Source organism: Flavobacterium chungbukense, assembly GCF_020805785.1.
In the GTDB taxonomy this organism is placed as follows: Bacteria; Bacteroidota; Bacteroidia; order Flavobacteriales; family Flavobacteriaceae; genus Flavobacterium; species Flavobacterium chungbukense.
Window position 1 is genome coordinate 1,046,041 of sequence record NZ_JAJGZV010000001.1, and the last position, 24,691, is coordinate 1,070,731.

19 protein-coding genes are annotated in these 24,691 nt (G+C 35.1%); 10 read left to right on the plus strand and 9 right to left on the minus strand.

Annotated features, from left to right (window positions below; all coding sequences use genetic code 11):
- Positions 1-12 precede the first annotated feature (12 nt).
- Together LL966_RS04280 and LL966_RS04285 are read left to right on the plus strand one after the other, a co-directional pair.
- A complete protein-coding gene (locus tag LL966_RS04280; protein WP_229350522.1) occupies positions 13-1,419 on the plus strand; it encodes an efflux transporter outer membrane subunit in 1,407 nt (468 codons plus the stop codon).
- Positions 1,420-1,601: 182 nt separating this feature from the next.
- Positions 1,602-2,087, plus strand: a complete 486-nt coding sequence (locus LL966_RS04285; protein WP_229350524.1) for a hypothetical protein — start codon at positions 1,602-1,604, stop codon at positions 2,085-2,087.
- A 69-nt stretch (positions 2,088-2,156) separates the two neighbouring features.
- Here the strand turns inward: LL966_RS04285 and fucP are convergent, their stop codons facing one another.
- From fucP to LL966_RS04320, 7 genes are all read right to left on the minus strand, one after another.
- The gene (gene fucP, locus LL966_RS04290; RefSeq protein ID WP_229350526.1) at positions 2,157-3,461 is read right to left on the minus strand and encodes an L-fucose:H+ symporter permease; all 1,305 of its coding nucleotides are present in this window, start codon (positions 3,459-3,461) and stop codon (positions 2,157-2,159) included.
- 195 nt (positions 3,462-3,656) lie between these two features.
- Positions 3,657-4,097 (minus strand): MaoC/PaaZ C-terminal domain-containing protein, encoded by a 441-nt coding sequence (locus LL966_RS04295; protein ID WP_229350528.1) that lies wholly within the window; start codon positions 4,095-4,097, stop codon positions 3,657-3,659.
- 109 nt (positions 4,098-4,206) lie between these two features.
- Positions 4,207-5,280 carry a Gfo/Idh/MocA family oxidoreductase gene (locus LL966_RS04300; RefSeq protein ID WP_229350530.1) on the minus strand — a complete coding sequence of 358 codons (1,074 nt, stop codon included), beginning with the start codon at positions 5,278-5,280 and terminating at the stop codon, positions 4,207-4,209.
- 33 nt (positions 5,281-5,313) lie between these two features.
- Positions 5,314-6,570, minus strand: coding sequence for an extracellular solute-binding protein (locus LL966_RS04305; protein ID WP_229350532.1), 1,257 nt, complete (start codon positions 6,568-6,570; stop codon positions 5,314-5,316).
- Positions 6,570-7,709 carry a CaiB/BaiF CoA transferase family protein gene (locus LL966_RS04310; RefSeq protein ID WP_229350534.1) on the minus strand — a complete coding sequence of 380 codons (1,140 nt, stop codon included), beginning with the start codon at positions 7,707-7,709 and terminating at the stop codon, positions 6,570-6,572. Before LL966_RS04310 ends, LL966_RS04305 begins: the two co-directional genes overlap by 1 nt.
- Before the next feature lie 186 nt (positions 7,710-7,895).
- The gene (locus LL966_RS04315; RefSeq protein ID WP_229350536.1) at positions 7,896-9,044 is read right to left on the minus strand and encodes a CaiB/BaiF CoA transferase family protein; all 1,149 of its coding nucleotides are present in this window, start codon (positions 9,042-9,044) and stop codon (positions 7,896-7,898) included.
- Positions 9,041-10,189 (minus strand): ABC transporter substrate-binding protein, encoded by a 1,149-nt coding sequence (locus tag LL966_RS04320; RefSeq protein ID WP_229350538.1) that lies wholly within the window; start codon positions 10,187-10,189, stop codon positions 9,041-9,043. The genes LL966_RS04315 and LL966_RS04320 overlap by 4 nt, the downstream gene beginning before the upstream one ends.
- Positions 10,190-10,588: 399 nt before the next feature.
- Here LL966_RS04320 and LL966_RS04325 point away from each other — a divergent pair, with 399 nt between their 5' ends.
- From LL966_RS04325 to LL966_RS04340, 4 genes are all read left to right on the plus strand, one after another.
- A complete protein-coding gene (locus tag LL966_RS04325; RefSeq protein ID WP_229350541.1) occupies positions 10,589-11,443 on the plus strand; it encodes a fumarylacetoacetate hydrolase family protein in 855 nt (284 codons plus the stop codon).
- 18 nt (positions 11,444-11,461) lie between these two features.
- Entirely contained in the window at positions 11,462-12,475 is a 1,014-nt protein-coding gene (locus LL966_RS04330) for a zinc-binding alcohol dehydrogenase family protein (RefSeq protein ID WP_229350543.1), read from the plus strand.
- 346 nt (positions 12,476-12,821) lie between these two features.
- Entirely contained in the window at positions 12,822-13,619 is a 798-nt protein-coding gene (locus tag LL966_RS04335; protein ID WP_229350545.1) for an SDR family oxidoreductase, read from the plus strand.
- 6 nt (positions 13,620-13,625) lie between these two features.
- Positions 13,626-14,462, plus strand: a complete 837-nt coding sequence (locus LL966_RS04340; protein ID WP_229350547.1) for an amidohydrolase family protein — start codon at positions 13,626-13,628, stop codon at positions 14,460-14,462.
- A gap of 174 nt (positions 14,463-14,636) precedes the next feature.
- Here the strand turns inward: LL966_RS04340 and LL966_RS04345 are convergent, their stop codons facing one another.
- On the minus strand, positions 14,637-16,313 hold the full coding sequence (locus LL966_RS04345) for a glycoside hydrolase family 28 protein (protein WP_229350548.1): 1,677 nt from the start codon (positions 16,311-16,313) through the stop codon (positions 14,637-14,639).
- 551 nt (positions 16,314-16,864) lie between these two features.
- Between LL966_RS04345 and LL966_RS04350 the strand changes: the two genes are divergently transcribed.
- The 3 genes from LL966_RS04350 (at position 16,865) to LL966_RS04360 (ending at position 22,112) form a co-directional block, all read left to right on the plus strand.
- Entirely contained in the window at positions 16,865-19,339 is a 2,475-nt protein-coding gene (locus tag LL966_RS04350; protein WP_229350551.1) for an L-rhamnose mutarotase, read from the plus strand.
- A 131-nt stretch (positions 19,340-19,470) separates the two neighbouring features.
- Entirely contained in the window at positions 19,471-20,535 is a 1,065-nt protein-coding gene (locus LL966_RS04355) for a Gfo/Idh/MocA family protein (protein ID WP_229350553.1), read from the plus strand.
- Positions 20,532-22,112 carry a sodium:solute symporter gene (locus LL966_RS04360; RefSeq protein ID WP_229350555.1) on the plus strand — a complete coding sequence of 527 codons (1,581 nt, stop codon included), beginning with the start codon at positions 20,532-20,534 and terminating at the stop codon, positions 22,110-22,112. The genes LL966_RS04355 and LL966_RS04360 overlap by 4 nt, the downstream gene beginning before the upstream one ends.
- Before the next feature lie 307 nt (positions 22,113-22,419).
- Here LL966_RS04360 and LL966_RS04365 read toward each other — a convergent pair whose 3' ends face one another.
- Positions 22,420-23,628: an MFS transporter gene (locus tag LL966_RS04365; protein WP_229350557.1), complete on the minus strand. Its 1,209-nt coding sequence runs from the start codon at positions 23,626-23,628 to the stop codon at positions 22,420-22,422.
- Between the two features lie 128 nt (positions 23,629-23,756).
- Between LL966_RS04365 and LL966_RS04370 the strand changes: the two genes are divergently transcribed.
- Entirely contained in the window at positions 23,757-24,548 is a 792-nt protein-coding gene (locus tag LL966_RS04370; RefSeq protein WP_229350560.1) for an AraC family transcriptional regulator, read from the plus strand.
- Positions 24,549-24,691: the final 143 nt, after the last annotated feature.

Sequence of the window (24,691 nt, forward strand, 5' to 3'; positions counted from 1 at the left end):
ATTACAACAAAAATGACGAATAGTTCAAATAAATATATTTTACTGGTAATAACAGCCGCACTTATTAGTGCGTGCTCTGTTACCAAAAAATACGAACGTCCCACAACATTAAAAACAGATCAATTGTATCGTGATCAGTCTTCTTCAGATTCGACTACAATTGCAGATATGCCTTGGAATACTGTTTTTAAAGACGAAAAATTGAATGCTTTAATTCAAAAAGGATTGGACCAAAATCTAAATCTGAAAAATGCAATTGAAAATATTGTACAAGCAAGAGCATCTTTGCGTCAGACTAAATTGGCTTATTATCCGACTTTGCAATTAGATGCAAGTGCTACACATAATAAGCAATCTCAGGCAGGGCTTAACTTTCCAGCAGGAATTAACATCAATACTTTGACAACGACTTACAAATTAGGTGCTAGCACGTCTTGGGAAATTGATGTTTGGGGAAAACTGAGCAGTTCCAAGAGAGCAGCTTTGGCGACTTATTTAGCAACAGATGCTGCAAAACAAGCCGTTCAAACACAATTGATAGCAGATATCGCTAATAATTATTTCATGCTGCTGGCTTATGATAAATCATTAAAAATTACTGAAGAAACATTAAAAAGCCGTATTGAAAATGTAGAAACAATTAAAGCTTTAAAAGAAGGTGCAATTGTTACAGGTGCAGCTGTTGTTCAAAGTGAGGCCAATCAGCACGCAGCGGAAGTTTTAATTCCAGATTTAAAACAAAATATCCGTGAGACCGAAAATGCATTGAATATTTTGTTAGGACAAGCGCCTGGACCTATTGATAGAGGAGAACTGGGAACGCAGGTCATTCCTGAAAAAATTGAAATTGGTTTGCCTGCTCAACTTTTAAATAATCGTCCAGATGTCCGTCAAGCGGAATTTAATTTTAGAGTTGCTTTTGAATCGACCAATTTGGCTAAAACTTACTTTTATCCAAGTTTGACTCTTACAGCAAGTACTGGATTTTCAAATTTAGAATTAAACGATTTCTTTAGCCATTCTATTTTTTATTCAATCATTGGAGGTTTAACTCAGCCGATTTTTAATCAAGGATTGAATAAAATGAGATTAACAACGGCGCAATCACAACAATTGCAAGCCTATAACAATTTTCAACAAAGTCTTTTAGTTGCGGGTCAGGAAGTTTCTAATGCTTTGTATTCTTATCAAATGGCTGTTGAGAAAGAAGAATCAAGAACCAAACAAATTGCGGCTTTAGAAAAGGCAGTAGACTTTACACAGCAGCTTTTAGAATATAGTTCTGCAACCAATTATACAGATGTATTAACATCTGAACAAAACCTTTTGTCAGCACAATTAAGCGGAGTTAATGATAATCTGCAAAAATTGCAAGCTGTTATTAATTTATACCGCGCATTGGGTGGTGGTTGGAAATAATTGTTATTAATAATGCTAAAAACGTCTCAGATTCTGAGGCGTTTTTTTATTAAATGTATATCGGCTGAAAAGTACTATTCGTCGATTGGTTTCATGGTTCTGTATAATGAATGCCATAAATTTAAATATTGGCATTAATTTAGATTTATATTTACTAAAATAAATATATAAAACTAAAGATCATGAAAAAATTAATATTCGCTTCAGTACTCTTTATGAGTGTTTTTTTCGCCCAAGCGCAAGTATCAATCAATGTAAATGTTGGAACTCCGCCAAATTGGGGACCACAAGGTTACGATGACAGCAGATATTATTACCTGCCAGATATCGATGTATATTATGATGTAAACCAAAGCGTATTTATCTATGATAATGGAGGTAAATGGATGCGTGAAAAAAGACTTCCTTCAAGATATAGAAATTACGATTTGTATTCAGGTTATAAAGTTGTTTTGACAGATTATAGAGGAGATTCTCCATATAGTTATCATACAAAACATAGAGCTAGTTATCCAAAAGGTTATCATGGAAAACCTCAAAAAAATAGAGGAGAAAAACCAGTAAAAAATAACAACGGAAAAGGTCAAAAAAAGGATAATAAAAACAAGAATAACTCTAAAAAGCAGTCAGACAAAAACCACGATCATTCTAACGGCAACCGTCGTTAGTTCTTAAACATGACTAAAAGAAAACGTCCCGAATTTCGGGACGTTTTTGATTTTATAGAATATTTAAAATTATTCCGAAACAGTCTTTACTTTATGACCAAAAACTCCGAAAGAAAGAATGATCAAGAAACAAACCAATGGAATAATATATCCAGACTGAATATCATCATGATTCATATCGATTAAAGTTCCCATTCCGTAAGGAATAATGGCGCCACCAACAATCGACATTACCAACCAAGAAGAACCCGTTTCTGTATTCGATTTTAAACCTTTAATTCCTAAAGAGAAAATAGTTGGAAACATAATCGACATAAAAAAACCGATTCCTCCAAGAGCATAAATCACTACGATTCCAGAACCGTAAATAGCTACTAAACATAGTAAAACGCTCATGACGCAGTAGATTGACAATAAAACATAATCTTTTACAAAGCGTAAAAAGAATGTTCCAATAAAACGTCCCGCCATAAAAAGGAAACCATAGATTCCTAAGTAATATCCAGCTGTTTTTTCATCTAATCCTGCACCCTGTTGTGCAATTCTGATAAAGAAACTTGTAATACAAACTTGTGCACCCACATAGAAAAATTGAGCAGCAACTCCCCAACTTAAATGTCTGAATTTTAAAACAGAGAAAAAACCTGGTTTAATTTCAGCTTCTGTATGAGTTACTTTCATAGAAGGCAATTGTACGAAGTAGAAAACAATTGCAACCAAAACTAAAATACTTCCCAGTACGATATAAGGCATTTTTACAGAAGCTGCTTCGCCTAATAAATAAGCTGCTTTTTCTGCCTCAGGCATTGCTGCCATTTGTTCTGGTGTATGATTAGTTCCAGATAAGATAAATAATGAACCTACAATCGGAGCAACCATTGCTGCTAAGCCATTAAAAGATGCAGCTAAATTTAATCGTTTTGAAGAAGATTCAGCAGGTCCTAAAATTGCCGCATACGGATTTGCGCTTGTTTCTAAAATGGTTAAACCGCAACCAATTACAAATAAAGCGAATAAAAATAATTCATAAGTTCTAGTATTTGCTGCAGGTACAAATAAAAATGCTCCAACGGCAAAAACTAATAAACCAGTTATAATACTGTTTTTATAACCAAATCTTTTAATTAGCATTCCTGCAGGAATTGCCATGATAAAATAAGCGAAGAATACAGAAGTATCAATTAAAGTAGATTGGCGATTGTTTAATTCACACGCTTTCTTCAAGTGCGGAATCAAAACTGAATCCAAGTTATGGGCCATTCCCCATAGAAAAAATAGGCAGGTAACTAAAATAAAAGGAAGCAGATATTGTTTTTGATTTCCGCCTTCCATTGGCACTTCATGTAGATCGCCAGCTTGGTTTGTAATTTGCATTGTTTAGATAGTTTTTTGTTATTTTTTAGGTTCAAAGTGACAAAGAGACAAAGGTTCAAAGTTTTTTAAAATTTTGTCGATTTGTCACAATCTTCTTTGTTTTTATCGAATTTGAAGTGGCAAAAGATTCATAGGTTCAAAGTTTAGAAACCTCTGTCTCTTTGCAACTTTGTATCTTTGTCACTTGAAGAAAAATCATTTTTTCTTCACTAAAAGTAAGTGATCACATACCAAAACGACTTCACCGCGCTGGTTGATGATTTCTACATGTTCGGTTACAGTTCCCATTTCTGGATTTTTGGCTTCTCCTTTTTCAGAAATAGTGATTTCAGAATGAATAGTGTCACCAATATGAACAGGTTTTACAAAACGCATTTTGTCATAACCTCTAGAAAAAGCCTCTGGATTTATTTCCGAAGCAGTTAATCCGATTCCGATGCTGAAAACCATAGTTCCATGTGCAATTCTTTGTCCGAATGGTTGTGTTTTGCACCATTCTTCGTCCATGTGGTGAGGGAAGAAATCTCCCGTGTGTCCGGCGTGAACTACGAAGTCAGTTTCTGTGATTGTTCTGCCTAATGTTACTCGTTTATCGTCGATTTTATAATCTTCGAAAAAAGTCGATTTAAAATACATATTCTTGATATTTTTTATCGGCCTTACTTAAAATAAATGTCAAAATTACGTTCGTTTTAAAGCAGGCTTAAATTTGTTTTTTTTTTGGTTTTGAAATATAGTGTTTTAATTACACTTCATCAAAAGAAATACCTCCATTTTTACTGCTGATGTAACAGGCTTCTACCACTTTCATTGTACCTAAAACATCTTGCACGCTGGCAGACAATGTTGAGTCAGAACCTTCTTTGTAGCGCATCAGATTAGACATTGCACCAATAAATGCTTCCGGAAACCAAGAACCTTCCAGTTTAACTTCTGTCCATTCGTATTCCTTTTCGTTATCTTTTTTTGCTAAAGCATATTCAAAAACGTCAGGAAGACCGTCAGGATAATTCATTAACAAGCCCATTTTTGCTCTAACAGCACCTTTTGTCCCTTCCCATTTGATGTAACTTTCTTCATGTTTTGGTCCAAAATGGTGATCGTGATTTGTATTAATTACCACATGCATATCTTCATCATAATCTAAGATAATCGTCGATCTGCTTGAAGATAATTTTTTAAGCGGATGTTTGGCTGTTTTTGCCATAACACCTTTTGGATTTCCCAAGAAAGAACGAATACAATCGATATAATGTACACTATGGAAAAGAATTTCCAATCTAGGATGTTCTTTGATTAAAGGAAATAATTCCCATGGCGTATTTACAGTAACTTTGAATTCTAAATCGTATAATTGACCAATAATTCCTTCGTTAATTAAATAACGAGCAGCGCTTACAAAAGAAGCAAAACGCAGTTGGAAGTTGATGGCAGCAACCAGATTTTTTCTTTCACAGACTTCTACAATCTCGCGTGCCTGAGCCAAATCATTTCCCATTGGTTTCTGAATCAAAACCGCAGCTCCGTCTGGCAATTGTTCTAAAATTTCAATGTATTGATCAGGCAAAACCGTAATATCATAAACAGCATTTGAAGGTGCATTTTTTACCGCATCTGCAACACTTTCAAAAACATGATCGATTTTGAATTGTTTCTGTAAATCGTACGCTTTTGAGATGGTTCTGTTGGTAATACCAAAAACTTTAAAACCAGCCATTTCGTAAGCAGGAAGATGAGCATCTTTTACAATACCGCTCGCTCCAATAATTACAATGGGCTGTTCTGTTTGGGGAAGTAAAGGTTTATAGGGAATATTCATTTGTTCTATATTTTGAAATTAAGTCTGCCAATTTTAATTCTTGACAGAGCCGTGTAATGTTGTTCCTTGACTTAATTCTCTAATTTTCTTTTGAGTTTCTTCTAAAAGTATTGCCGAAGAAATATCAGTTTCAATAGCTTTTAAAACCACACCATCAATTAGTTCTGCGACTTTTGGCCAAATTGGCGTTTGAGGCAGTGTCAATGCATTTTCATGAAGCATTTCCAGTTTATGATAAAACGGAATTAAAGTATTGATTTCTGCATCTTTCCAAGTCGATTTTCTGCATCCGATACCGCCTTCTGTAGTCAATAATTTGTCACTTTCTGGAGTTGTGGCAAAACGTAAAAAATCATAAGCTAGTTTTTTGTGTTTGCTTCCAGAACCAATGGTATACAACCAATATACATTCAAAGAAGCCGTTTTATGACCAGGATCAGATGGGAGGGAAGTAATATCGATTTTTCCTTTTACTTTTGATTCTTCAATCACTTCTGCCATAGAAGCAAATCCGAACCAGTTGATTGCCATTGCGGCTTGTCCTTCGGCGAAAGCCAAACCTGCTTCAACCGAACCAAATTCTCTCGATTTTGGGTGAACGGCATTTTTGTCATTGACCATTTTTCGATAAAAATCCAATGCTTTTATCGCCGCTTCGTTATGAATGTCAATCTGATTTTTTTTGTTTAATAATGAACCGCCGCGTGTCCATAATTGCAGACAGAAGTCAAAAACCATATTATGTCCGTCTGGATAATTGGCAAAAACAGCACCGTATAAATTTTGTTCGGGACGATTAAAGAATGTCGCAATTTCTGAAAATTCCTGCCACGTTTTTGGAGTAGAAAGTTCGTAACCAAACTGTTTTTTAAAATTCTCTTTTTCTGTTTCGTCTTCGAATAAATCTTTGCGGTAAATCAGACATTCCGGGCCATCGTGAAAAGGAAGTCCAAAAATGCCGTTACTCAGCTTTTGTAAATGTAAAAGCGATTTATGCCATCCGAAAGGATAATTTTCGGGCGGATTTTCTCCAATTAATGAAAATAAATTAAGAACCGCATTTTCGTTTGCAGCATCAAAAATCCAATCGGTATTGATATGAGCAATATCCCATTTTCCTTCCTTTAGGCCTTTATCTGAAATTGTGGTTTCATATAAATCATGAAGTTCCAATGCAACCATTTCCGCTTCCATTTTTATATTGTTTTGAAGTGAAAATGCATCCCATAATTTTCGAAGTGTACTTTCGAAAGGATCGAATTTACGAACGGCGATTCTAATTTTTTCCATTAACAGTCTATAAATTCTTTAATAATTTTCTCGTTGTCTTGACCCAGTTTCGGCGAACCTTTTTCTGAAGTCAGGTATTCGCCGTCAATTTTTATGGGACAGCGTGTTGTCTTATACTTATATCCATCCAACATTTCGACTTGCTGGGTAAAATTTAAAACCTTAAATCCGTCTTCTACAAATAGTTGCTGATAGTTTAAAACTCCTGCGCACCAAATGTCTGCAGGTTCTAAAATGTCTAGCCAAAATTGTGTTTCCTGCGTTTGCAGATGATTAGCAAGGATATTTTTGATGTCGTCTCTAAGCGTAAATTTATTTTCTGGGAAAGCCAATAAAGCGTCACATTTTAGCAAAGAAGCCAAAACAGGAATCGATCCCATTGCCAATGCTAAATAACCGTTTTTGGTTTTGTAAATTCCGTATGGTGCGCCCAAATAGGCGTGTGCGTTATTGGTTTTGGTTCGAACAGGCAATTCGCCTCCGTCATTAAAATAAGTGGTAATTGTTTCAAACTGAAAATCAAATGCCGATTCAAGCATACTTACTTGTACTTGTGCGCCAATATTATGAGTTGCTTTTCTATATAAAGCGGCTAAAATTCCTTGTGCCAAATGTGCGCCCGCAAGCATATCTACAATCGACAATCCCATTGGAACTGGCCCGTCTTCTTGATTGCCACTTAACCACGTTAAAGCGGTTAACGATTGTAAAAGCAAATCTTGACCCGGTAAATCTTTCAAATCGGGATGTTCTCCAAAACCTGAAATCGATCCATAAATAACATTTGGATTGATGCTTTTTACGTCATCATAACTCAAACCAATGCGTTCCATAACTCCAGGTCTGAAATTATGCATGACAACATCAGCTTTGGCTAATAATTTTTTTAATTTTTGAAGCTCTTCTGGCTGTTTAAAATCAATCGCAAAAGATTCTTTATTTCTGTTGATGGTATGAAAAACTGACGATTCGCCGTTCATAATCAAATCAGAAGTATATAAAGTACGGCAGATATCTCCCGTTCCCGGTTTTTCAATTTTTATGACACGCGCTCCCAAATCGGCCAAACGCAAACTCGCCGACGGACCCGAAAGAAACTGACTGAAATCTACAATTAAATAATCTTCTAATGGTTTCATTTTTTTTATGTTTAACCGTTTAATCGGTTATGTGTTTAATCGTTTTTATTCAACAATTAAAAATCTAATTTGATCTGCTAAAATCTTTTTGAATCTGCGTAAAAAAATCTTTGCGCAAAAATTATTTCACGCAGATTTTGCAGATTAAAGCAGATTTAAACAGATTTTAATTTAAACTGTTGAGTATTATTTAGCTTGAATAAACTCTGCGTGTATACTTAAATTATCCTGACCTACTTTTGGTGCTGCTTTTTCACTTAATAAAATCTCACCGTCCAGCTGAATGGGGCTTCTGGTGGTTACCAAAGTTTCGCCTTCAGTATTTTTTACGGTTTGTTTCAGTTGTAATTCATTTACAAAAGGCTGATTATCCAGTTCTTCGTAATTGAAAACTTTTCCGCACCAAATGCCTTCTTTTTGCAATATTTCAATCCAATAATCAGATGTTTGGGTTTGAATTCTTTCACTCAAAATCGTTCTGATTTCGTCCCGTTTTTCAAACCAAAGATGTTTGTCAGCGAAAGCGTTTAAATCCAAACCTAACGTTTTTCCAATGAAAAGTAAATCACCCATTGCAAGAGATAAAAAGCCGTCTTGCGTTTGATAAACTCCATAAGGAGCACTCAGAAAAGCATGTGCACTTCCTTTAATATCGCCACGTTCAGGCAATTGACCGCCATCATTTAGGAAAGAAGTAATCGCTTCAAATTGTACATCTAGTATAGATTCTAACAAACTAACTTCAACTAAAACGCCTTTTTTAGTTTTAGCTCTTTTTAAAAGCGCGGCCAAAATTCCTTGTACAAAATGATTTCCGCACATTAAATCGGCTACAGCCAAACCAAAAGGAACTGGACCTTGACTTTTGCGTCCGCTTAACCAGCTTAATCCAGAAAGCGATTGTAACAATAAATCTTGTCCCGGTTTTTTTGCCCATGGACCTTCATTTCCGTAACCTGTAATCGTTCCGTAAATAATCTGCGGATTTATAGAAAGCGCATTTTCAAAATCTAATCCGATTTTTTCCATCACTCCAGGTCTGAAATTATGCGTCATAATATCCGCCTTTTCGATTAGTTTTTTGATTAAAACCAAATCGTCTGGATTTTTTAAATCGGCTGCAAAAGATTCTTTATTTCGGTTTATGGTATGAAAAAGCAAACTGCTATCGTCTACAAATAAATCTTTGATGCTCAATTGTCTGCAAGCTTCCCCTTTTACAGGACGTTCGATTTTGATAACGCGTGCGCCCAAATCGGCTAGTTTTAATCCAGCTGAAGGTCCTGCTAAAAACTGGCAGAATTCCAGAACAACTAATCCTTCTAAAGGTCTCATACGGTCTGGATTTTTAGAGATTCCGCGTAAAGCGAATTCATTTCTTCCAATACTTTTAATTCGTCTCCACCATTCATCAAATAATTACTAACCACATCTCCAGCATGATCTTGGAAATACATGTGACCGTAATATCTTGGACGAAGGAAAGCACGCTCTAAAGCTGGCAACGTATTTTTAAAATAATCGTGCGTTACACCATTTATTCTTTCGCTTTTCCAAGCTTGTAAATGTCCTGGCTGACCGCCGTTATCGGTATAGATATTCTGCTGAACTTGTGATGAACAAGTAAATTCAGCGTATTTTATGGCAGTTTCAATATGTTCGCTGAATGAAGAAACAGCCAACCCAGTTCCTCCCAAAGAAGAAATCATTGGATTCTCATTCAGTTTTACTAAATCATAAAAATGTAAAAGGTTTTTGCTGTAGCCAATGCGAGAATAATTAGAATAACCGTAAGCAAAAGGGCAATACGCGATCTCGTCTGAATTGACCATTGCTTCGTAAACTTGAATTGGATTACGGTTAAAGTTTGCTGGATCAATCAACTGCGCTAGTTCTCTAAACATTTGAAGCGCTTTGATTCCTGTAGTTTCAGAAATCACTTTTTCTTCCGAAAGAAAAGGAGCTTCGCCTAAACTGCAGCAAAACATATAAAAACTCATTAAAACATCTACCGGAATTCCAGCAAAAGCGACTAAACCTTTTTTCGCTAAAGCCAATAAATCCTCGTAGGTTTTGGGAACTTCTAAATTATTTTTTTCTAAAATATCCAAGCGGGCAGAAGCTACCGGAGTTGCGGCATCGATTGGAAGTGCCCATAATTTGTCGTGAAAAACATAACTTCCGTATGACTTTCCAACGGTATTACTTTCTTGATCTTTAATATATTCGTTTGATAAATAATCAGATAAGGGAAGAATCGCTTTGGTTTGCGCTCCAAAACCTGTCCAAGGATGATCAATTACCAATAAATCAAATCTTTTGGCTAGGTCTTCGATAGAAGCATCGGCAAATTCTTGTAAACTTCTTTTCTCCCAAGAAATTTCAACATCAGGATGTAGTTCAGTAAAACGCTGCGATGTAGCAACCATTGGAAGCAAACCTCTTGTATGATTCCAAGTTATGCCCTTTAATTTTATCATTTTTGTATAGGAATTTTTGAGTAGTGAAATCGATTGAAATAATAAATGTAAAAAATACAATTACAAAAGTAGGAATAAGATTTAAATGCGCAAGAAATCCTTTCTTTTTAAGAAATCTTTTTTACATAAATCGATAATTAGTGATATAATTTTTACAAAGCGTCTAAAAATTGTTATAAAAATTTAAAGTTTAGTCATTTTAAGAAGAGGAAAACGAAATATATCTCGGATATTAATTTTTAAAAAGTATTTTTGTAATTGTATTTTTTACATTTATTAATTTTGCTTTGTTTTTTTGATGAATTTCGAAATTGAAAAAAGCAGAATTATCGCGATAATATACAATTGGTGAACTCATTTCATCTGAAAAAATAAACTAACAACTAAAAATATACGATTATGAAATTAATACGTTTTGGAGAAATCGGAAAAGAGAAACCTGGAGTTTTGATTGGAGAAAAGAGATATGATGTTTCTTCGATTGTAACCGATTTTAACGAAAGTTTCTTTGAAGAAAACGGATTAGAAAAATTAGAAAAAGCATTAGAAAGTAATCCGTCTTTGCCAGAAGTTGATGCTTCAGTTCGTTTGGGTTCGCCAGTGGCAAGACCTTCAAAAATTATCTGCATTGGATTGAATTATATTGATCACTGTAAAGAAACAAATGCTCCGATTCCGACAGAACCTATTATTTTCTTTAAATCAACAACTTCTTTGTGCGGACCAAACGACGATTTGATTATTCCAAAGAATAGCGAAAAAACAGACTGGGAAGTAGAATTGGCTTTCGTTGTTGGAAAAAAAGCAAGTTATGTTGAAGAAGCTGAAGCTTTAGATTACGTTGCTGGTTATGCTTTATTGAATGATTACAGTGAAAGAGCTTTTCAATTGGAACGTGGAGGACAATGGGCGAAAGGAAAAGGAAGCGATACTTTTGCACCTCTTGGACCATTTTTGGCTACAAAAGATGAAATCGAAGATGTTGATAATTTAAAGATGTGGCTGACGGTAAATGGTAAAAAGTACCAAGATAGCAACACCTTAAATCTAGTTTTCAAAATTCCTTATTTGGTTCATTATTTAAGTCAGTTTATGACTTTGCTTCCAGGCGATATTATCAGTACGGGAACGCCTCCGGGAGTTGGTTTAGGAATCAAACCAGATCCGATTTACATTAAAGCGGGCGATGTTGTTGAATTAGGAATTGAAGGTTTAGGAACAAGCAAACAGAAGGCTGTAGCATATCAAAAATAAAAATTAAGAAAGTATAAAATGAAATATATTGTTTGCGAAAAACCGCAGGAATTTCTACTAAAAGAAACCAGTATTCCAGAACCAAAAGAGGGGGAAGTTTTATTGAAAATTAAAAGAATCGGAATCTGCGGAACTGATATTCACGCTTTTGGCGGAACTCAACCATATTTTGAATATCCAAGAATTTTAGGCCACGAATTGGCTGCAGAATATGTAAAAGGAAATGCTCTAGGTTTCAAGCCGGGAGATAAAGTAACGTTTATTCCGTATTTCAATTGTGGAAAATGTGTTGCGTGTCGAAACGGATTGACAAACTGCTGTGTAAATATCAAAGTTTTCGGAGTTCATATTGATGGCGGAATGGCTGAATATGTTTCGATTCCAGAACAATATTTACTTCACGGTCAAGGTTTAGATTATGATGAATTGGCCTTGGTTGAACCGTTGGCAATTGCAGCGCACGGAGTTAGAAGAGCAGCAGTAAAACCAACGGACACCGTTTTGGTAATGGGAGCAGGACCAATCGGAATTGGTTTGATTCAGTTTGCTAAAATTGCAGGAGCAAAAGTAATTGTAATGGATATCAACGATTACAGATTAAACTTCTGTAAAACAGAACTAAACGCAGACGAAACAATTAATCCGTTAAACGATGATGTTGCGCAAAAGTTAGCTGAATTGACAAACGGTGACATGGCAAACGTGGTTATTGATGCAACTGGGAATCAGAAAGTGATGAACAGCGCTTTTAATTATATTTCGCATGGTGGAAGATTTGTTTTGGTTGGACTTCAAAAAGGGGAATTAAGTTTCAGTCACCCAGATTTCCACAAAAGAGAATCGACTTTAATGAGCAGTAGAAATGCAACAATTGAAGATTTCGAATATGTAATGAAATGTTTGAAAGAAGGAAAAATCGATCCGAAAAAATACATCACACATAGAACAAGTTTTTCTGAAATGATTACTGATTTTGGTAACTTAATTGATCCGAAGAATAATGTGATTAAGGCGTTGATTGAAATAGACTAAAAGTATATTTAAAAGAAGTTTTACGTAACAGTTTGTCATTCCGAGGAACGAGACCCGAGCGATAGCGAACAGGCGAAGCAAATCTCCGCAAGAAACTCAACAAAGATTGGCGAATTTCTTGATGGAGCTACTCGTGGAGATTTCTCCTTCGTCGAAATGACAAAAATGCTGCAAAAATATTGAACACATAAAAACATAGATTTTTATTGTTTGTAAAAGAGAATAAAAAAGAAACTAGTTTCTTAACACATAGCTATGTGTGTTAATGTAAGTGAAACGCCTTTTATTAAGTTTTAAAAATCTATGTTTCTATGTGTTTAAAAATAAATCTCAAATACCCACAAAAATGGATTTAAACTTAAAAAATAAAATAGTTGTCGTTTCTGGCTCTGCTGGAAAAGAAGGCAGTATTGGAGAAACAATCGTAAATAGATTGGCAGATGAAGGCGCAATCCCGGTTTTAGTTGACAGAAACGCAAGAGGTTTCGAATACGCAGAAAGACTTCAAAAAAGAGGCGTTAATTCCTTATTTGTTCAGACTGATGTAACCGATCCTGTTGCAATAGAAAATGCTGTAAAAGTAATCGGAGCTAAGTACGGACGAATTGATGCCATCATTAATAATGTTGGCGTGAACGACGGTGCAGGATTAGATTCTAGCTACGAAGATTTTATGAACTCTTTGAAATTGAATGTAGTGAGTTATTTTCTTTTAGCTAAATATTCACTTCCGTACTTAAAAGAATCAAAAGGAAATATTTTGAATATTGGTTCAAAAGTGGCTTTAACTGGACAGGGCGGAACTTCAGGTTACGCTGCTGCGAAAGGAGGCGTTTTAGGCTTAACAAGAGAATGGGCGGTAGATTTGATTCAATACGGAATCCGTTCTAATGCGATTATTATTGCAGAAAGTTATACACCTGCGTATGAAGATTGGATTAAAACATTGCCAGATGGTGAAACTGTTTTGAATAAAATTAATAAAAGCATTCCGCTAGAAAGTAGAATGACGAAAACAGAAGAAATTGCAGATACAGCGCTTTTCGTCATTTCAGAAAAATCATCGCATACTACAGGACAATTTGTTTTTGTGGATGGAGGTTACGTACATTTAGACCGCGCTTTAATCAGCGATGTTAACTAAGAAATTATGAGTAAAAGAATAGATTCCCATCAGCATTTTTGGAAGTTTGATCCCGTTCGAGACAGCTGGATCGACGAAACCATGCAGAATATCCAAAGAGATTTTCTTCCTGAAGATTTACAGCCATTATTAAATGCTAACGAGTTTGAAGGTTGTGTTGCGGTTCAAGCAAGCCAATCGGAAGAAGAAACCCATTTTTTATTGGATTTGGCTTCTAAAAATGATTTCATAAAAGGAGTTGTGGGCTGGGTAGATTTGCGAAATGAGAATATTGAAGAACGTTTGCAATTCTTTTCAGATCAAAAAAAACTGAAAGGTTTTAGACATGTTGTGCAAGGCGAAGCAGATGATTTTATGTATGGAACAGAATTCAGAAATGGAATTCAAGCTTTAAAGCCATTTAATTATACTTATGATATTCTGATTTTCGAACATCAATTACCAGCAGCAATAAGTTTGGTAAAAGATTTTCCAAATCAAAAGTTTGTAATCGATCATATTGCCAAACCAGATATCAAATCAGAAACTATTTATACTTGGAAAAGTGGCATTGAAGAAATTGCAAAACATGATAATGTTTGGTGTAAAATCTCGGGAATGGTCACAGAAGCCGATTGGAAAAACTGGAAGCCAGAAGATTTAAAACCATATTTAGATGTGATTTTTGAAAATTTTTCAGTTGACAAATTAATGTTCGGTTCAGACTGGCCAGTTCTTAATGTTGCTTCAGATTATAACGAGGTTGTAAAAACTTTAGAAGATTATATTTCGAAGTATTCTATTGAAGACCAGAATAAGATTTGGTTTGAGAATGCGAATGAGTTTTATAAACTAAATAGCTAGTTTTTTTTCTAAACCATATAAGTGATATAAGTTCATTTAATAAAAATGCGATAAAAAAACTCGCAAAGACGCCAAGTTGCTAAGAAAATAAAACTTTGCGACTTGGCGTCTTTGCGAGAACTATTTAAGAACCAGCTAAATTGAACTTATATCACTTATATGGTTCAAAAAAAATTAAAATTTCACCGCTTTTTTAGGAACGTTTTTATCAATAGTAGTCGTCTTAGAAAAATTAGCTGAAGAACCGCTTAAGTCAATATTCTTACTCGCTTCACCATTAATCGTAATTGCATTTGATGAAGAAGGGTTAAATTCGATATTTTTAAGCGAGAGGTTTTTAGTATTGTAAATTTCGAAGGCATTTTTAGCTTCAATATCCAATTGTGCGTTGCTGATTTTAATTCCGTTAGCATCAATTATAGAAAATCCTTTTTGTGCTTTAGCAATTAGGTTTGTGATTTCAATATTTTCTAAATTCATTTCAGGAAGACCTTGTAAAAATACCGCTTGTTGAGCGCCTTTAATAGTGATGTTTTTAATCGAAATGTTTTTAAACTGAGGAGTTTCAACTGTTACAGGCATTGCCTTGTTGACAACTTTGTCTCCGCCTTCTTCTAATGTTTCGGCAATCGATTTGCCTCCGTAATATAAATTAAAAGAGATAGCCTGCGATGGAATATCAGTCATAAACACATCCGAAATAAAAATGTTTTCTACAACACCGCCTCTTCCTCTGGCACTTTTAAAACGCAGCCCTACATCGGTTCCCATAAAAGTACAGTTTGATACGTGCAGGTTTTTGACACCACCGGACATTTCACTTCCAACCGTAACACCGCCGTGACCATGATACACAATATTGTTTCTTACAATTATATTTTCGCAAGGAACACCTCTTTCGCGTCCGTCTTTATCTTTCCCTGATTTAATGCAGATTGCATCATCCCCGACATCAAAACTTGAATTTTCAACCAATACATTTTTACAGCATTCAACATCAAGACCATCTCCATTTTGAGAATACCAAGGATTACGGACACTTACATTTCGAACAATCAAATCTTCAACCATAAAAGGATGGATATTCCAAGCTGGTGAATTTTGAAAAACAGGTCCGTCAAATAAAACTCTTTTGCTGTTTTGAATGCTTACCATTACCGGACGAAGAAAATCGTGAATCGTTTCAAATTCTTCTTTTGTTTTTAAATCTGGACGCACATTTTGATCAGCGCCTTTAGAAGCATTCATAAAAACTTCTGAAGGATACCAGCTTGTTTTGTCTTTATTTAAAACGCCTCCTCTTGCAATAATTTCTTTCCACTGGCTGTCTGTTACTTTACTTTTCTTAACCTGTCTCCATACTTCTCCAGAACCATCCCAAACTCCAGTTCCAGTAAAAGCAATGTTTTCAAGATTTTTACCATAAATAGGAGAGATGCAGCGCCAAGTATTCAAGCCTTCAAAATTGGTTTCCACTAAAGGATACAAAGTTTTGTCTGGAGAAAATTTTATCAGAGCACCTCTTTCAGCATGAAGCTCAATATTACTTTTTAATATAATCGGTCCTGTAAGCCAAATTCCGGGCGGAATAATTAGTTTTCCACCGCCCTTTTTAGAAAGCGCATCTATGGCATCGGAGAAAGCTTTTGTGTTTAAAACATAACCACCATTTACTGCTCCAAAGTCTTTTAAATTCACACTGTAATTTGGAATTACAGGTTCTTGGACTTCAGCCATTTTAAATTCAATATTTTTATAAGTATCAGCAGATTTTTGTGCAGAAACTGGATTGAAACTCAAAGCAAAAGAGGCGAGAGCAACACATAAAAGGGTTTTTCGGTTAGTTTTCATTCTTATTATATTATAGTTAGTATTTTAAGGTTCTGAGGTTCTAAGTGGCTAAGATGCTAAGATTCAAGTGAGAAACATAGCATCTTAGTGATTTAGTGCTTAGGAACTTTTTTTTTGATTTACTGGTAATTCAATTTTTTATGCTGTAAATTTTTATTCAATGAATAAAATTATGCATTTTTAATTTGAAATATTTAATGTAATCGATTACACAAATCTATTAAAAATATATTATGAAATAACAGTTTTTGACGGTTTATCACAGATTTTTTATGAATTTAACTTTTTTTGATTGGGAAATCAGAAGATAATTAAAAGCTGAATTTTCAAAGTGAATGTCTTGAAGTCAATATTACAGGAGGGTACAGGATGCTTGTGATTTTATATTCTTTTAAATTGTCCCTGTTATTTGGTAAAAGTGTTAAAAATACAATTATTTGTAAAAATTATAGCGCTTTAAATAAATGCCTCGTAATTTTAGCTCAATAAAAAAATCAATACTATAAATAATGCGTTTAATTCCTTTCAACAAATTACTAATTGTTTTTTTAATGGTATTCACAGTTTCTGTAAGTGGAGCTGAAATCTGGGTTGCACCATCAGGAAAAGATTCGAATCTCGGAACAAAATCAAGTCCGCTGGCAACAGTTCATATGGCCATGCGAAAAGCGAGAGAACTTCGTCGTTTAAAAGATCCATCGATAAAAGACGGAATTCGAATCATTGTAATGAACGGAACGTATTATTTAAAAGAACCATTATTTGTGCGCCCAGAAGATTCAGGAACAGCAGAAAGTCCGACAACAATTGAAGCCGATGTAAAAGCAAAACCAATTATAAATGGTGGAATCGAAATTAAAAACTGGACAAAATCAACAACGGTTATCAACGGACTGAAAAAAGGCTCTGTTTGGGTGGCAAATGCTCCTAAAAAAGCAGGAAATTTGATTGATTACAGACAATTATGGGTAAACGGTAAAAAAGCCGTAAGAGCCAAAAATACTGCCGGAACTACAATGGAACGTATTTTATCTTGGAATCACGAAGAACAAACTTGTTGGATTCCGTTTAAAGATAAATCAGTGAAGTACGAACCAGGAATGGAAATGTTTATCGTACAATGGTGGTCAAACGCTAATCTTCGAATCAAAAATATCGAAGTTCAAAAAGACAGTGCCAAACTTTCGTTTGAAGAACCAGAAAGCCGTATTCAAAGCGAACATCCTTGGCCAGCACCGTGGATTTCTAAAAACAATGGGAATTCAGCTTATTTCTTAAACAATGCTTTTTCACTTTTAAATGAACCTGGAGAATGGTATTTGGACAAGAAAAATGCTAAGATATATTATATTCCGAGAGCTGGAGAAGAGATTAATTCGGCAGTTGTAACCGCTCCTGTTTTAGAAAATCTAGTTGAAGTAAAAGGAACAATCGATTCTCCTGTAAGTCATTTTAGATTTAAAGGAATTTCATTTCAGTACAGCAATTGGCTTCGCCCTTCACAGCAAGGTCATGTGCCGTTGCAGTCTGGATTGTATTTGTTAGATGCTTATAAATTGAAACAGCCAGGAACGCCAAATCAGGCCAATTTAGAAAATCAGGCTTGGGTTGGAAGACCTCGTGCAGCGGTTGAAGTAAATTATGCCAATAATATTCAGTTTGAATCCTGCCGTTTTGAGCATTTGGCTTCGACTGGTTTGGATTTAAATAAAGGAACGAATCACAATACTGTAAAAGGAAATTTATTTAAAGATATTGGTGGAAGTGCCATCAATGTTGGGATTTTCTCCGAAGAAGCTTTTGAAGCGCATTTGCCTTTAATTATAAAAGATGAAAGAGAAATGTGTTCGGATGAAGTGATTTCTGATAATTTAATCACCAATGTAACCAATGAAGATTGGGGAACTTTAGGAATCAGTGCAGGTTTTGTTCGAAATATTACGATTGAACACAACGAAATTTCGGATGTATCGTATTCTGGAATGGCGATGGGATGGGGTTGGACACACACGCCAAACGTGATGCAGAACAATAAAATTTTGGCAAATAAAATCCATCATTATGCGAAACATTTACACGATGTTGCTGGAATTTACACGCTTTCGGCTCAGCCAGGAAGCCGAATCGAGGAAAATTATATTGACAAGGTTTACAATAGTCCGTATGCGCATGATCCGTTTCTATGGCTGTATTTATATACCGATGAAGGAAGTGAAGGTTTTACGATAAAAAACAATTGGATTGCAGAAAAGAAAATCCTTAAAAACCATAACGGTCCAAAAGGGAATATTTGGGAACACAATGATCCGTATGTAAGTTCTAAAATTAAAGAAAATGCAGGAATCAGAGCGCCTTACAAAGATTTAGAAAAAGAAGTTGTAATCGATGAAAAATGGGGATTGCAGGAAATGCCAAAACCGTATGCAATCGAATTGATAGGTTCTGATTTTGATATCGAAAAAATCAAATCGACTTTGGTTGGTTTTAGAATTGTAGGTCAGGAGTTGTATCAATGGAAAAATCATTTGGTGATTTACGGAAAAATGAATCAGCCAGAAAGAACAAAACGCAAATTGGCAGGGGCTTTTCCTTCTTTAGAAATTAAAATCTATGAAGATTTGGTTTACGATTTCCAAAACTTCGAAAGATGTAAAGATTCCAAACCAGCATCAGATTGGGAAAATATTGTTTTAACAGCCAATCTTCCTGCCGATGAAAAGTTGCAAAAAGAATATGTAGAGTATCATAAAACGCAATTCGAAAAATGGCCAGAAGTAGCCAAAGGTTTCTGTAACGCCGATTTTCAGCAATTACAAGTCTTCAAAAAAGACAGACAATTAATCTTGGTAATCAGTATTCCGAAAGGAGAAAATCTGGATAAACTAAATCCAAAAACAACACAAAACAATCCTCGTGTAGACGATTGGAACGCCTTAATGAAAAAATATCAATCGGGAATTGAAGGCGCAAAACCAGACGAAACTTGGATTTTCTTGAATAAAGTGAGTGTAGAGGAGAAAAAATAGAAGAAAGAGTCAAGAAGAAAGAAAATTTGCTCGATCTGCCTAATCTGCGTGAAAAAACAAAAACTAATCTCAAAGAAGATTTCGGAGATAATCTAAAATCTAAAATCAACAATCTAAAATAACCACACCTCATGTTAAAAATAGCCATTCTGGGACTTGGAGAAGGACGAAGCACAATGTCTGCAGCTATAGAAAGTTCAAAACTAGAACTCGTTAAAATATGCGACCGAAACGAAGAATTGTGCAAACAGCGCGCAAAAGAATTCGATTTTTATTCGTACACTACCAATTACGAAGATTTATTAAATGATTCATCAATTGATATTATCGCAATTTATACGCCAGATCATCTGCACGCACAACATGTAAAACAAGCTTTATTAAGTGGAAAACATGTCGTTTGTACCAAACCGTTTATCGATGATCTTTCTGATGCAAAAGAACTCTTAGAATTAAGCAAATCAACAGGAAAGAAAGTTTTTATCGGGCAAAGTTCACGTTTCTTTGAACCAGCTAAAAGACAAAGAGCCGATTATGAAGCAGGCTTAATTGGAGATTTAATCACAATTGAAGCCCAATATCATGCCGATCACAGATGGTTTTTAAAGAAAGAATGGTCGCTTTTGCAATCGTTTAAATGGCTGTACGGAGGTTTGAGTCATCCTGTAGATTTCATCAGATGGTATTTGCCGAATATTCAGGAAGTGATGGGTTACGGAATGATCAGCAGTAACGGACAAAATGCAGGATTGAAAAATGAAGATACGATGCATTTTATCTTCAAAGCAACTGATGGAAGAATTGCACGTGTAAGCGGTGTCTATACTTCGCCGACTCAACCCGCACAACGTGACAGCGGAATGAGCACGATTTTAAGAGCAACAGAAGGAGCAAGTCAGGCGGATTATCACGAATTACGTTATGCAGTTACAGATAGAACTGGCGAAGAAAAAGTAATTACTTGGGGCGATAGTACAATAAAATATTATTTCCGTTTTGAAGGACAAAGTCATCACGGCGGGGAATATCAGAATTATTTAGAATATTTTACAGATAGTATCGAGCAAGGTTTTGAAGCTTATCCAAACATGGAAGAAGGAATTGGAACTGTAGCTTTATTACAAGCAATGGATAAATCTTTGCAAACAGGAATGCCGGTTAAAATTGCCGATATTCTTAACGAATACGGGCTATGAACAGTATCTACGATAAATTAACCACCCTCGATTTTGTAATCGTTGCGGGTTATTTAGTGGCTTTATTAGTCATTGGATATGTGGTAAGTATGAAGCAGAGAAAGAAAAACGAAACGCTTTTTCTGGCCGGAAATTCATTAAACTGGTATAGCATCGGGTTTAATATGTGGGGGACAAATGTTGGACCTTCGTCATTATTAGCTTTTGCAAGTATTGGTTACGCTACGGGAATTGTAGCCGGAAATTTCGAATGGTACGCTTTTGTATTTTTACTGCTTTTGGCGATGGTTTTTGCACCAAGATATATTGCCAGTAAAGTAAGCACCATGCCCGAATATATGGGAAAACGCTACGGTGATAGTACGCAGAATATTTTAGCGTGGTACGCTTTAGTAAAAATATTAGTAAGCTGGCTTTCTTTGGGATTATTCAGTGGAGGCGTTTTAGTGCGTCAGATTCTGGGAATTCCGATGTGGCAGAGTGTTACGGTTTTAGTGATTTTCTCTGGAATATTTACGTTTGCAGGAGGATTAAAAGCAATTGCTAAAGTGAATGTTTTTCAGATGATTCTGCTGATTGTAGTTTCATTGACTTTGTCTTATTTAGGTTTACAAAAATTGGGCGGAATTGACGTTTTAATTGCCAAAACTCCTTCTAATTTTTGGAATTTAGTTCGTCCTTCAGATGATGCACATTATCCGTGGCCTGCTATTTTATTGGGATATCCTGTTGCTGCCGTTGCTTTTTTCTGTACCGATCAATCGATGGTGCAGAGTGTTTTGGGGGCTAAAAATCTGGAACAAGGACAATTGGGCGTTAACTTTATTGGTTGGTTAAAAGTTATGGCTTTGCCGTTGTTTATTCTTCCTGGAATTTTATGTTATGCCTTATATCCCGAATTAGGAAGCAATTCTGATTTGGCCTATATGACAATGGTTACGAATCTTTTCCCAAGCGGAATGAACGGTTTAGTAATCTGTGTAATGATTGCGGTTTTGGTGGGAACAATAGGTTCTTCTCTTAACGCTTTGAGTACCGTTTTTACGAATGATATTTATGTAAAGAAAATCAACCCGAAGGCGACAATTCAGGATCAAATTAAAATTGGCCGTTTAACAATTGCTGTGGGATGTGTATTTGCAATTCTAATTGCTGTTGCGATTGATAATATTAAGGGACAGAATCTATTCAATATTTTTCAAGCGGTTTTAGGTTTCTTGGCGCCTTCGTTATCTGTTGTTTTCCTTTTGAGTGTTTTCTGGAAGCGCACTACGAAAAAAGCCGTAAATGCAACACTTTCTTGGGGTTCTGCCTTTAGTTTGTTTGTAGGAGTTCTGTATTTATGGATTTTCCCTGCCGATAAGTATCCAGTTTGGCCTCACTTTTTATTGATTTCGTTTTACATTTTTGCTACGCTTTTAATATCTGCTGTGATTATTTCTTTAACCGATAAAAATCCTGAAGTTAATGTTTCAGATGAAACGGATATTCCTAAAACTAGTAAAAAGGTGAAGCTTTTGTTTGGTTTGTTGGGATTGACGATTTTGGCTTTGTATTTGGTTTTTAATGGGAATTAATAAATTAAAAGAATTTCAAACATAACACGTGGCTTCATCCACTGGGACGCTATGTATAACATTACGTTTACCAAAATACGTTTTCCGTTGTTGAAACCATGGGCTATGTTCTGAAAAAGATTATAAATAAAGCAAAGCTATTTTATAAGTTGCCTCCAGTTTTAACTGGAGGTATATTTAAAAAGAATAGGAAAAGGCTTTATATTTTTTCTCATCCCGATTTATGGGGATTCAATTAAAACTTAATTTTTAAAATAAAACTTTGCGCCTTAGCTCCCGATGACTATCGGGATTACGAGATTAAAAATTAACTCTTTTTTCTCCCTTCGATATTAGGCAAAAATCCAGTAATAACCCCAATTAAAGGTAAAAAAGCACAAATTTTGAATACATATTCTATACTTGTAGCGTCGGCAATTTTTCCTAGAACAGCAGAACCAAGCCCGCCCATTCCAAAAGCAAATCCGAAGAAAAGACCTGCTACTAAACCAACCTTTCCAGGCATTAATTCGGTTGCATAAACTAAAATTGCAGAAAAAGCCGAAGAAATAATCAATCCGATAATTACAGATAAAGTTCCAACCCAAAATAAAGAAACATAAGGCAACAATAAGGTAAATGGAGCAACGCCTAAAATAGATATCCAGATTACATATTTTCTTCCAAAATAATCGCCAATTGGACCTCCGATTAAGGTTCCAGCCGCAACAGCACCAGAGAACAAGAATAAATAAATTTGTGATTGTTGAACTGAAATATGGAATTTATCAATTAAAAAGAAAGTATAATAACTCGTAATACTGCTCATATAAAAGAATTTAGAAAAAATCAGAATCAATAAAACAACTAAAGAAACGATTACTCTGTTTTTAGATAAATGATGCGTTTCAATTTTATACGCCGATTTATTAGCGTTTCTTTCAGACATATGAGCGGTGTACCAAATTGCAATTTTATACAAAGCGAAAATTCCAACTAATGCAATAATGCAAAACCAAGCTACATAACTTTGTCCATGCGGAATGATAATAAACGCTGCTAATAATGGTCCGATAGCACTTCCAGCATTTCCTCCCAATTGAAAAATAGACTGTGCCAAACCTTTTTTTCCGCCCGAAGCTAAATGTGCTACACGTGAAGATTCTGGATGGAAAATGGAAGAACCAATTCCTATTAAACTTACCGACATTAATAGGAAAGCAAAGCTAGACGCGATAGATACAAGAAATAATCCAACCATTGTAAAACACATTCCGATAATTAACGAATACGGTTTAGAGTTTTTATCTGTATACATTCCTACAAATGGCTGCAGAATTGAAGCGACGATTTGATAAGTAAAAGTTATGATTCCGATTTGTGTAAAGCTTAATCCGAAGTTATCTTTTATAAGTGGGTAAATTGAAGGAACAATCGCCTGTAAAAGATCATTAATTAAATGAGAAAAACTAATAATAAATAAGATCGAATAAGTGGTTTTCTTTACTATTTCAGGATTTGCTTTAATAGTGTCCATGATATATTTTTTGATTTTTAAATTAGGTTAAAAAACAACAGCTGTATTATTTTTTGCAAAGATTAAAAGAATACCAATGTCAGAATTGCTATATTTGGACAATGAATAGTCAATATCGGACATATAGAATGGCTACGGATTTTGGATACCAAGTAGATTCCTCAATCCCAGTTATTGGTTATACCGAAATGGTAACCAACGAAATGTGTATTTCGCACTCGCATCCAAGAGGTCAGCTAATCTATGCAACTCGTGGCGTTATGAATGTTGTGGTTGGTAATCACATTTGGGTCGTGAATCCGTTGCAGGGCTTGTGGCTTCCGGGCGGAGTAGAGCATCAGGTTACTTTTCAAAAAGACGTTAATTACTATAGTGTTTTTATCGATCCTTCTGCAATGGAAGGTTTACCAACAAGCAGTTTTTCATTTGATATACCGATGTTTTTAAAACAGTTGGTTTTTAAAATCATTTCTTTTGGAGTTGAAGGAAATCTTACGCCATCGCAAAAAAGAATTAGTGACGTTTTTTTGGATGAATTAGCTTTAATCGAGCCAAGTGCCACTTTCTTACCAACAACCAATCACGAAAGACTTCAAAAAGTTGTTGAGCTTTTAATGAATGACGTTTCAAGCAAAAACACAATAGAATATTACGCTGAGCTTTCTTTTATGAGTACCAGAACTTTATCCCGGTTATTTATTAAAGAATTGGGAATGAATTTCAGCGACTGGCGTACAAGATTAAAACTGTTAGAAGCAATAAAACGTTTAGGAGAAAAGCAATCCATTAAAGAAATTGCTTTTAATTTAGGTTATGAAACTACAAGCGCTTTCATTTATATGTTTAAAAAGCATTTGGGAAAAACGCCTTCTAATTATATTTTAGAAGATGAAAATGAATCTGAAAGGATGATTGCTTAGATTATAATTTACACAAAAATAACCACAATCATTGTCATTTCGACTGAAAGGAGAAATCACACTAGTAATTCTACAAAGATTGGCGACAACGTGGCGGAATCCCGCGTGTTATTTCTCCTTTCAGTCGAAATGACAAAAAATAC

Coding starts and splice junctions, on each gene's coding strand:
- LL966_RS04315 (WP_229350536.1), bottom strand. CDS start 9,044: ATGAGACCTTTAGAAGGATTAGTTGTTCTGGAATTCTGCCAGTTTTTA.
- LL966_RS04355 (WP_229350553.1), top strand. CDS start 19,471: ATGTTAAAAATAGCCATTCTGGGACTTGGAGAAGGACGAAGCACAATG.
- LL966_RS04360 (WP_229350555.1), top strand. CDS start 20,532: ATGAACAGTATCTACGATAAATTAACCACCCTCGATTTTGTAATCGTT.
- LL966_RS04285 (WP_229350524.1), top strand. CDS start 1,602: ATGAAAAAATTAATATTCGCTTCAGTACTCTTTATGAGTGTTTTTTTC.
- LL966_RS04320 (WP_229350538.1), bottom strand. CDS start 10,189: ATGATAAAATTAAAGGGCATAACTTGGAATCATACAAGAGGTTTGCTT.
- LL966_RS04300 (WP_229350530.1), bottom strand. CDS start 5,280: ATGAATATTCCCTATAAACCTTTACTTCCCCAAACAGAACAGCCCATT.
- LL966_RS04325 (WP_229350541.1), top strand. CDS start 10,589: ATGAAATTAATACGTTTTGGAGAAATCGGAAAAGAGAAACCTGGAGTT.
- LL966_RS04295 (WP_229350528.1), bottom strand. CDS start 4,097: ATGTATTTTAAATCGACTTTTTTCGAAGATTATAAAATCGACGATAAA.
- LL966_RS04305 (WP_229350532.1), bottom strand. CDS start 6,570: ATGGAAAAAATTAGAATCGCCGTTCGTAAATTCGATCCTTTCGAAAGT.
- fucP (WP_229350526.1), bottom strand. CDS start 3,461: ATGCAAATTACAAACCAAGCTGGCGATCTACATGAAGTGCCAATGGAA.
- LL966_RS04330 (WP_229350543.1), top strand. CDS start 11,462: ATGAAATATATTGTTTGCGAAAAACCGCAGGAATTTCTACTAAAAGAA.
- LL966_RS04370 (WP_229350560.1), top strand. CDS start 23,757: ATGGCTACGGATTTTGGATACCAAGTAGATTCCTCAATCCCAGTTATT.
- LL966_RS04350 (WP_229350551.1), top strand. CDS start 16,865: ATGGTATTCACAGTTTCTGTAAGTGGAGCTGAAATCTGGGTTGCACCA.
- LL966_RS04340 (WP_229350547.1), top strand. CDS start 13,626: ATGAGTAAAAGAATAGATTCCCATCAGCATTTTTGGAAGTTTGATCCC.
- LL966_RS04345 (WP_229350548.1), bottom strand. CDS start 16,313: ATGAAAACTAACCGAAAAACCCTTTTATGTGTTGCTCTCGCCTCTTTT.
- LL966_RS04280 (WP_229350522.1), top strand. CDS start 13: ATGACGAATAGTTCAAATAAATATATTTTACTGGTAATAACAGCCGCA.
- LL966_RS04365 (WP_229350557.1), bottom strand. CDS start 23,628: ATGGACACTATTAAAGCAAATCCTGAAATAGTAAAGAAAACCACTTAT.
- LL966_RS04335 (WP_229350545.1), top strand. CDS start 12,822: ATGGATTTAAACTTAAAAAATAAAATAGTTGTCGTTTCTGGCTCTGCT.
- LL966_RS04310 (WP_229350534.1), bottom strand. CDS start 7,709: ATGAAACCATTAGAAGATTATTTAATTGTAGATTTCAGTCAGTTTCTT.